The 306-nt window shown below is 68.3% G+C and carries 1 pseudogene; it reads right to left on the minus strand.

The features are described from left to right. Positions 1-306 (minus strand): annotated as a pseudogene (locus ACFMBG_RS24060) (sulfoacetaldehyde acetyltransferase); the annotation flags it as partial.

Here is a 306-nt window from a genome sequence, read left to right on the forward strand (position 1 = left end):
ACCTGGATGATCCGGGCGTTGGCCGGCCAGTATTCCATGCCGTAGCCCGGCAGGGTGGAGAACGGGTTCAGGCGGGTGCCGAGGCACAGCACCACGTCGGCGTCCTTGATCAGCTCCATGCCGGCCTTGGAGCCGTTGTAGCCCAGCGGGCCGGCAAACAGCGGGTGCGAGCCGGGGAAGGCGTCATTGTGCTGGTAGCCGACGCAGACCGGCGCATCCAGCCGCTCGGCCAGATCCTTGGAGGCCTCGATGCCGCCCTTGGACAGCACCACGCCGGCGCCGTTCAGGATCACCGGGTTCTTCGCC

This window comes from Leisingera coralii, from assembly GCF_049056525.1.
In the GTDB taxonomy this organism is placed as follows: Bacteria; Pseudomonadota; Alphaproteobacteria; order Rhodobacterales; family Rhodobacteraceae; genus Leisingera; species Leisingera coralii.